The 8,460-nt window shown below is 60.0% G+C and carries 9 protein-coding genes; 6 read left to right on the top strand and 3 right to left on the bottom strand.

The window, feature by feature from the left end; translation table 11 throughout:
* Positions 1–246: 246 nt before the first annotated feature.
* The 3 genes from RIF72_RS19450 to RIF72_RS19460 form a co-directional block, all read right to left on the bottom strand.
* Positions 247–1,056 (bottom strand): TIM barrel protein, encoded by an 810-nt coding sequence (locus RIF72_RS19450; RefSeq protein ID WP_309076434.1) that lies wholly within the window; start codon positions 1,054–1,056, stop codon positions 247–249.
* 254 nt (positions 1,057–1,310) lie between these two features.
* A complete protein-coding gene (locus tag RIF72_RS19455) occupies positions 1,311–1,622 on the bottom strand; it encodes a carboxyltransferase domain-containing protein (protein ID WP_309076435.1) in 312 nt (103 codons plus the stop codon).
* 42 nt (positions 1,623–1,664) lie between these two features.
* Positions 1,665–2,828 carry an acyl-CoA dehydrogenase family protein gene (locus RIF72_RS19460; RefSeq protein ID WP_309076436.1) on the bottom strand — a complete coding sequence of 388 codons (1,164 nt, stop codon included), beginning with the start codon at positions 2,826–2,828 and terminating at the stop codon, positions 1,665–1,667.
* Positions 2,829–3,111: 283 nt separating this feature from the next.
* Here RIF72_RS19460 and RIF72_RS19465 point away from each other — a divergent pair, with 283 nt between their 5' ends.
* From RIF72_RS19465 to RIF72_RS19490, 6 genes are all read left to right on the top strand, one after another.
* Positions 3,112–3,669, top strand: coding sequence for a MaoC family dehydratase (locus RIF72_RS19465; protein ID WP_309076437.1), 558 nt, complete (start codon positions 3,112–3,114; stop codon positions 3,667–3,669).
* Complete coding sequence (locus tag RIF72_RS19470) at positions 3,666–4,535, top strand: CoA ester lyase (RefSeq protein WP_309076438.1); 870 nt, start codon at positions 3,666–3,668, stop codon at positions 4,533–4,535. The genes RIF72_RS19465 and RIF72_RS19470 overlap by 4 nt, the downstream gene beginning before the upstream one ends.
* Positions 4,535–5,692, top strand: a complete 1,158-nt coding sequence (locus RIF72_RS19475) for a CaiB/BaiF CoA-transferase family protein (protein WP_309076439.1) — start codon at positions 4,535–4,537, stop codon at positions 5,690–5,692. The genes RIF72_RS19470 and RIF72_RS19475 overlap by 1 nt, the downstream gene beginning before the upstream one ends.
* 81 nt (positions 5,693–5,773) lie before the next feature.
* Entirely contained in the window at positions 5,774–6,532 is a 759-nt protein-coding gene (locus RIF72_RS19480) for a GntR family transcriptional regulator (RefSeq protein ID WP_309076440.1), read from the top strand.
* Between the two features lie 197 nt (positions 6,533–6,729).
* Entirely contained in the window at positions 6,730–7,239 is a 510-nt protein-coding gene (locus tag RIF72_RS19485) for an HtaA domain-containing protein (RefSeq protein WP_309076441.1), read from the top strand.
* The coding region (locus RIF72_RS19490; protein WP_309076442.1) for an FAD-dependent oxidoreductase at positions 7,239–8,460 on the top strand (1,222 nt) is incomplete at its 3' end. The genes RIF72_RS19485 and RIF72_RS19490, both read left to right, overlap by 1 nt.

Here is an 8,460-nt window from a genome sequence, read left to right on the forward strand (position 1 = left end):
AACGCCGATAACGGATATTCCGTCAAGCTAGCGGACGGCGGCAGGTTCGGGTGTACGCAAAACTGTCGTCCCGATAATGGCAGGTCTCCTGAGATGCGAACTGGGTCTGGCAGGAGGCGGGGTTCGACTTGGCCTACTTCTCGGGGACATCAACGACGCTGTGATGAGGCTACGAAATTGACATAGGGTTCGGTAGATATAGCTTGGACCCCGCCTACGAATGTTCCACGAATTGTCTCCGCAGTCTCAATTTCGGATGGCCTGGTTCCAGATGGAGGCTGTCTTGTCCTGAAGTAGGGCACAGAAGGCAAAGGGATCCGTTTGATTCGGACGGTATGGGGTGGCGTCCACTGAAAGGGTCACACTTACGCCGTGTTGAGTGATCGCCTGCAGGAACCTAATCAGCTCAGGATCCTCTTCGACGGTGCCTCGACCATCTTTTATAGCGCTGCTGGTAAAGTCCAAAGCCCCCGGTGCGGTCACTTCATGTGAAAGCCGGATTGCCGATATGAGATCGGCTGGAATGGCAAGCAGGTCCGCAGCTGCGTTTTTCGCCTTGAAATGTTGCCCCGTGGTGATGCAGAGCCCAGCATTCCTGCGCTGAGCACGCGACACGATCATTGCTGCACTCCTGATGGAGGCGATGTTTGTGTTGGGTCTGGGTTCTAGACTGACTTCCAGGCGCCGTTGCGCTGCCTGGTCGCAGATTTCCTGGAATTTCTCGACCGCATCATCTTCAAGCTTGTCGGTGTTTGAGGTGCCCAATACCTGCAGGTGCCGGGCGTGGAAGAGATCAGCCAGGTCCAGGAGGCGCTCCAGCGTTTGGTCGTCCTGCGCTTTGCTTGAGCCAACTCTCACCCCTGGTTGATTGTCGGCGGCTGCAAAGCTGTGCAAGCCGTCCAGTTCTGCGACTTTGACGTCGTAGACGGCGAGGATGCAGAGCATTTCTTCGTCACTGGTGCCCGCCGCGCGGAGCCGATCGTATTCGTATAAGGACAAGCCTATTGCGGTGAATCCGCCCGCGGCCGCTGCTGCGACGCGTTGCTCAAAGGTCACTCCAGTGAGGCTGCCCTGGGAAAGTACGAGTTCATTCACTGGACTGTATGCCCGCTGTTCAGTCATTGCTCTTCCTTCGAGTGGTCCGTTGGTGGGGCCTTTCACCCGGTTTGCCCGGGCAGGTGCTGGTGCAGGCCAGCGCGGTGACCGCGATATCCCTGTTATTTGCTGTGCTGCCTAGCCGACCGGACAAGGCATCGAGTCACTGATGTTTACGGCGGCGTTAGAACGGGGGTGCAGGTGACCGGCTCGTGCTAGATAGATTCAGTCGGGGAAGCGGATGCGTCGGCGAGCCTGATTAGTCGTTTCACAGCGGAAGCTTCGATGAGGGATGGGTCGAACTCCACAAGAAGCGAATCGTTGGTCGCGACCAGACGGCCGCGGCCCGGGACGTCGTACCTGGCCAGCATTTCTGCCAAGGCTTGTACGCGTTTACGGACCGCGACCTTGTTGGCACCGCTGACTATTGCGCGCACGGCGGTCTGGCCGACGTTCACCACGGTGAAGGTGGGCGAAAACAGGACCATAGTGCGCTCCAGAGATAGCGAGCGTATGTTGCGCGCCATATCATGTCTCCTTGCGTGGGCTAGTGACAAAGGTCTGTTGTCTTAGTACGACCGGGGGAGACCCAGGACCTTGGTGGCGACAAAGGACTTGATCATGTTGTTGTTTACCGGTGCTACCTGGAACATGCGGGTTTCCCGGAATTTGCGTTCTACGTCGTATTCATCCACGAAGCCATAGCCGCCATGGGTGTCCAGGCATGCGTTTGCTGCAGCCCAGCTCGCTTCTGAGGCGAGGTGTTTTGCCATGTTGGCTTCTGCCCCACAGGGCTCGCCGGCGTCGAACAGCCGTGCAGCTTCGTATCGCATCATGTCCGCGGCCCTGACCTTCATGTAGGCGTCCGTGATGGGGAATTGCACGCCTTGGTTGGCGCCGATCTGACGGCCGAACACGCTTCGGTTGTTGGCGTATTCGACTGCCCGCGTTGTGAACCAGTACCCGTCGCCAATCGCTTCGGAGGCCAGCAGAATGCGCTCTGCGTTCCATCCGTCAATGACGTAGCGGAAGCCCTTGCCGACCTCACCTATGACGGCAGACTGCGGTACGCGCATGCCTTTGTAGAAGATCTGGTTGGTGGCGTAATTGAACATCGTGCGGACCTTAACTACTTCCAAGGTCTCCGGCTGTTCGGCACGTACCTGACGCAGGTCCACCAGGAAGAGCGTGAGTCCGTGTGTCCGGTCCTCGCCGCCCTTCTTTGACGTCCGTGCGAGCACGAATGCGAGGTCTGATTCATCGATTCGACTGGTCCAGCTCTTGTGGCCGGTGATGACGTAGTCGTCCCCGTCCTTGACGGCCGCCGTTTCGATGCTGGTTGTGTCGGAGCCGGCTGCATCTTCTGTTATTGAAAATGCCTGCAAACGAAGGTCGCCGGAAGCGATTGCCGGGAGGTAGGCGTTCTTCTGGTCTTCGTTTCCATGGCGAAGCAGCGCGCCCATGGTGTACATCTGGGCGTGGCAGGCGGCGGAATGGCCGCCGGACTTGTTGATTTCCTCCATGATCACGCTTGCTTCTGTGAGGCCCACGCCCATGCCGCCGTACTCCGTGGGGATCAGCGCGGCCAGGAGTCCTTCTTTAGTCAGTCTGTCGACGAACTCCTGGGGGTAACGGCGGTTGCGATCAGTTTCGCGCCAGTAGGTGTCTGGAAACAGGGCGCAGAGAGTGCGGGTCTTTACCCTCAGCTCGTCGACAGAAGTATGGACAGTCACGGGTGCTCCTCGGTTTGTGGCTAGGCGTCGTCGGAAGCCAGTAAGCGATCAAAATAAAATATATTCGGACCAAGACTTTGGCGGTCCCGGCCTTTAATTTCGCTGTGTGCACGGTCGCCGCCGGCCTTCCGGCCGGGCGGACCAATATATTGACTTCCCCTCGTCTCCGGAAGACCAAGGGGGAGGCTTATTCAGCGTCTGCGGAACAAAACAGTTGTCGCGCCGACTCTTGGAGACTAGTATACGGGATACGGTATCCGCAATGGAAGAGGAACTAACGACGATGACGTCAGAACTTACTACGGGGCAGACCCGTGTAGTGCCGGGATGGACTGGGCGCCTGTTTGAAGATTTTTCGGTCGGCGACATCTACTACCACCCATTTGGTAAGACGGTTACGGAGGCTGACAACCAGAACTTCACCTTGGTGACGCAGAACGTGGCCAAGACCCACGTGGACCGCAACTTCGCTGCGGGTACGGAGTTTGGCCGGCCTTTGGTCAATTCGACGTTCACTCTCGCGCTCGTGACCGGTCAGTCCACGATTGACCTGTCCATGAACGTCTTCGCGAACATGGGATGGGATGAAGTGCGGATGCCTAACCCTGTGTATGAGGGCGACACCATCTACTCGCGGTCCAAGGTCCTCGCCCTCCGCGAATCGAAATCCCGACCAAACCTTGGCCTTGTCACTGTGGCCACCGAAGGGTTCAACCAGGACGCCAAAATCGTCATCAGCTACCGGAGGACCTTTATGGTTTACCGCCAGGGACACCTGCCGAGTGTCGAGTCGGCCAGACCCGACGAATCAACCTTGCCGGACCACGGAGATTTCCAGTGACCGGTCCACGGGAGGTGGTGCTGGAAACTCAGGGACAGGAACTGGTAGCAGCGGCGGTGACGGCACTGTTCGTCCCCGGCGACCGACCAGAACGTTTCGCCAAGGCGGCAGCCTCGGGCACCGACGTGGTCATAGTCGATCTTGAGGACGCGGTGGCACCAGAGAACAAAGCGAAGGCGCTGGCCGCCGCAGTTGATTCGCTGACTCGTGGCGAGCTGCGTGCATTGGTCCGGATCAACCCGCTCGGAACTGAGACCAGCAACACCGAGATCGTTGCTCTTCTCGGCGTTGCACAGCAGGCCAGGCATGGCCTGCTGGGGCTCGTTATCCCCAAGGCCGAAGACAGCATGGCCCTGAGAAACCTCGCCAGTCGTTGCGACATGCTTGATCTGGCAGTCGTACCCCTCGTCGAAAGCGCTGTTGGCGTGGTCGGCGCAGCCGAGATCGCCGGCATATCCGGTGTCACCCGCTTGTCGTTCGGTGCCATCGACTACGCCCTGGACATCGATGCCGGAAGTGATGACAGGTTTTTGGACCACGCCAGGAGTGCGCTGGTGGTCTCATCACGGGCGGCCGGAATACCGGCGCCTCTGGATTCGCCCGCCATCTTCATCAAAGAGACCGATAAGGTGCAGGCATCGGCAAATCTGGCACGGGGGTTCGGATTCGGCGGCAAACTGTGCATCCACCCCTCCCAGGTCCCTGTCGTCAGCCAATCCTTCCGCCCGGCTCCAGTGGAGGTCCAGTGGGCTGAATCTGTAGTTTCCGCTGGCAGCGGCGCCAGCCAGATTGAGGGCCAAATGATCGACCGTCCTGTCATCGAACGGGCACAGCGCATTCTCGCCCGAGCACGAAAGGAGAAGTGATGGGCCGGCTACCTCTTGAAGGAATCATGGTTGTCTCACTGGAACAGGCCGTCGCCGCCCCGTTTGCCACCCGGCAACTCGCGGATCTTGGGGCCAGGGTCATCAAGATTGAGCGGGACACAGGAGACTTCGCCCGCGGCTATGACAGCAAAGTCAACGGCTTGGCGAGTTACTTTGTGTGGCTGAACCGGGGTAAGGAGAGCATCGTCCTTGATCTTAAATCCGCCCACGGCCTCGAAGCCCTGAAGCAGCTTGTGGCCAAGGCCGATGTCCTGGTTCAGAACCTCGCCCCGGGTGCGGTGGAACGGCTGGGCTTTGGTCCGGACGAAGCCCTGGCACTCAATCCCAAGCTTATCCACGTCTCCGTTTCCGGGTACGGGAAGGGCGGCCCGTATGAGCAAAAGAAGGCCTACGACCTCCTCGTCCAGTGCGAATCCGGACTCTTGAGCGTTACCGGAACAGAAGACTCCCCTGCCAAGGTGGGAGTCTCAATTGCCGACATCTGCGCCGGAATGTACGCCTATTCAGGGATACTGACATCCCTGCTGCAAAGGGCTTCAACCGGCAAAGGCGACGTCCTGGAAATTTCGATGCTGGAGGCACTGGGGGAGTGGGTCAGCCAACCCTATTTCTTCGCCGAATACGGCGGGGCTCCGCCTGCACGGAGTGGGGCCCAGCACGCCAGCATCGCCCCTTACGGGCCATTCGGTACCGCCGACGGGACCGTCTTCTTTGGCATCCAAAATGAGCGCGAATGGGAAAAGTTCTGCCGGGAAGTTCTGCAGAAACCAGAACTGGCCGGCGAGTCACGATTCCTGGGAAATGCCGCCAGGGTTCACAACCGTGACGATCTCCACAGCGAAATCAACGACGTGCTGCGGTTCCTTTCAACTCAACTGGTCGTTGAACGGCTCGACGCGGCATCCATCGCCAATGCTGAACTGCGCGACATGCACGGGTTCTCCGCCCACCCGCAGCTGTCCGCAAGGAACCGGTGGCGTGACGTGCAATCTTCTGTCGGTGACGTCCGCAGCCTGATCCCGCCGGTTACCTCCAGGGAGGCAGGGTTCTCCATGGGACCAGTGCCTGAGTTGGGGGAGCACACCGAGCAGGTTCTTGCCGAGCTGGGACTGCCGCTTACTGCTGCTGAGCGCTGATTCCGGCATTGCCGCCGGGTCCGGAAGGTACCCGGCGGCAATACTTTATTCTTAGCGGGAGCATCAGGAGAAGAGGCACCAATGAGTAACCGCAGCAGTGACGACCGTGGCCGCAGGCAGCTCAGTGATGAAGCGGCCGCCTACGTCCGCGGGCTCATCATGTCCGGCGAACTCAGGCCGGGGACAACCGTCAGACCCGAGATGGTCGGACAAGCCCTGAGCATTTCGACCACCCCCGCCCGCGAGGCCCTGCAGGCACTGCGGGTGGAAGGCTTCCTGGACCTGCTCCCGCGCCGAGGCTTCCAGGTCGCACCACTCACCGGACAAGACATACGGGACCTCTTCCACGTCCAGGCACTCATAGCCGGTGAACTGGCAGCGAGGGCTGCAGCCAGCCCCACACACGATGAGCTGGCGGAACTGGAAGCACTACACCACGAACTGATCGCGGCCGCACGCCGGAATGACCTTGATCTCCTCGAAGAGAAAAACCACGCCTTCCATCGCCAGATCAACACCATGGCCGGCTCCCGGAAGATCCTCTGGGCACTGAGCCTGATCACACGCTACGTGCCCCGGCAGTTCTATTCGTCGATTCCAGGATGGCCGGCGGCAACCGTGACCGACCATGAAGAACTCCTTGAGGGAATACGTTCAAAAGACGCGGCAAAAACACGCGCCTCAATGACGTCCCACATCATCCATTCAGGCGAACTGCTCGCAGCCAACTTCGACAAACGAGTGGTCGCCCCGGCGCTCCCGGCAACAGACACCGCAGCAAGCACAGCAATAGCCGGAACGAACCTGCACAGGACTTCGCTGCACGCTGCAAGTCAATAGGGCGCTGCCGCCAGCCGTTCTCCTTCGTTGGCCGATCTACGTAGTCGTGCTTTTGTCTGGCAACCCGTATAGGAGCACTCCAACGACACCCAAAAAACTGCTCCCACGGGAAAAACGGAATGACCGCAGAAAGCCTTGTTCGTGTTCCGTATACGGTATACGCTTAGTACAACGCAGCTGATCCTGAAGGAGATGACGTGAAAAAGCTTAGGCGAGCCCCTGCCGGTACCCACTCTTTGCAATGGCGCATTGATCCGGCATTCGATGATTACGTCCGCAACCGCACCGGCGATGGCACCGTCACGCTTTCAGCCGGTGCCACGCGTGATGACGACGGCTACTACCATTTCCCCAAAATCGTCACTTCGGGGGATCACGAGAACCTGCACTTCGGCGGCTCGGTCGAATTCCGCGCCTATCTGGGTGTTCTTTCACTTCGCATCGCCGACCCGAGCCTGCACGTCGCCGGCGGCATGGTCCACCTGTACATCGCGGACGACTCCGCACCCGCAGGGACTCGGCTGGAGCTCGCAACGGCAGCTCTTGAGCCAGGGGCCACCGGCAGCATGCTGCTGGACCTTCGCCTGACCGAGCGCGGCGCTGAGCTGTTCCTCGGCAAGTATCCTGCCGGTTCTCCCTTGGCACCTTTGAACATCGTCCTGGGCGCCCCTGCTGCCAGAGCATTTTCCGTCGAAGGAGCCTTCTGATGGATACGCCTCTGTCCATTGCGGTCATCGGAAGCGGGCCTTCCGGTTGCTACCTTGCCCAAAGCCTGCGCCGGTCATTTCCCCAGTCGGAGATCACGATCTACGACCGACTGGCCTCCCCATTCGGCCTGGTCCGCTACGGCGTCGCCCCCGACCACCAGAGCACTAAATCAATCCAGGCACAGTTTGCCCGGTTGTTTGAACGCGACAATGTCCGCTTCGCAGGCAACATTGAGGTCGGCGCCGACGTCTCCCTGGACGAACTGCGCAGCATCCACCACATCGTCGTGCTGGCTGCAGGCCTTGCCGAGGACCGGACCGTCGGAGTGCCGGGGGAGGACCTTCCGGAGGTCTATCGCGCTGGCCGCATCACGAGGCTCTTTAACGCCCACCCGCTGGAGCAAACCGAGGTGCCGAAGTTCGGCAAATCAGTGGCAATTATCGGCGGCGGCAACGTGTCCATCGACATCCTGCGTCTGCTGATCAAGCGGCCCGAGGACTTCCTCAACAGTGACATCAACGACGACGTGCTGGCAGCCTACATTCAGGCTCCTGTGAGCCACGTGGACCTCATCTGCCGTTCGACCGTCACGAACGCTCCCTCTGATCCAGTCATGCTCGCTGAGCTCGGACGCGTAAAGGGCGTGAAATTCTCCTGCGCAGATCCTCTTGCGGTAACGGAGGACGCTCCGCGTACCGCCGTCGCGAGGGCGAAGGCTATTGAGGAGCTTCTCCAGGTCGATCCGGGAAACGAGACCCGTGTCGAGGTGGTTTTGCACTTTGGGTGGGCGCCGGTGAGCATCAACGGGGATGGGCACGTCCAGAACCTGGAACTGCGGTCCGTCAATGATGGCCGACCGAACATACTCCTCGGCACAGACTCTGTCGTAACGGCCATTGGTTTCGATTTCGACGCCGGCGACTGGCACGGTCTCGGTGCCCTGAAGGCCAACCTTGAAAGCGGGGTGCTGGATTACGGACTGTACCGCACAGGCTGGATCAAGCGCGGTTCCCGTGGAACGATCGCCGAAAACAGGTCCTGTGCAAAGGCCGTAGCAGACGAGATTGTCGCCGGCGTCGATTCGCTCCAGCACCAGCCGAAGCCGGGATACGCAGGCCTGCCCGAAGAGGTCCGGGCCAAGGCTGTGGATTATTCGGCGTGGAAGCGCGTGGACGCCGCCGAGACCGGTGCCGCCGCTGCCGATCGGTCCCGCCGGAAGA

Origin of the sequence: Paenarthrobacter sp., from assembly GCF_031180005.1 — a bacterium.
GTDB lineage: Bacteria > Actinomycetota > Actinomycetes > Actinomycetales > Micrococcaceae > Arthrobacter.

Coding starts and splice junctions, on each gene's coding strand:
- RIF72_RS19455 (WP_309076435.1), bottom strand. CDS start 1,622: ATGGCGCGCAACATACGCTCGCTATCTCTGGAGCGCACTATGGTCCTG.
- RIF72_RS19465 (WP_309076437.1), top strand. CDS start 3,112: ATGACGTCAGAACTTACTACGGGGCAGACCCGTGTAGTGCCGGGATGG.
- RIF72_RS19475 (WP_309076439.1), top strand. CDS start 4,535: ATGGGCCGGCTACCTCTTGAAGGAATCATGGTTGTCTCACTGGAACAG.
- RIF72_RS19480 (WP_309076440.1), top strand. CDS start 5,774: ATGAGTAACCGCAGCAGTGACGACCGTGGCCGCAGGCAGCTCAGTGAT.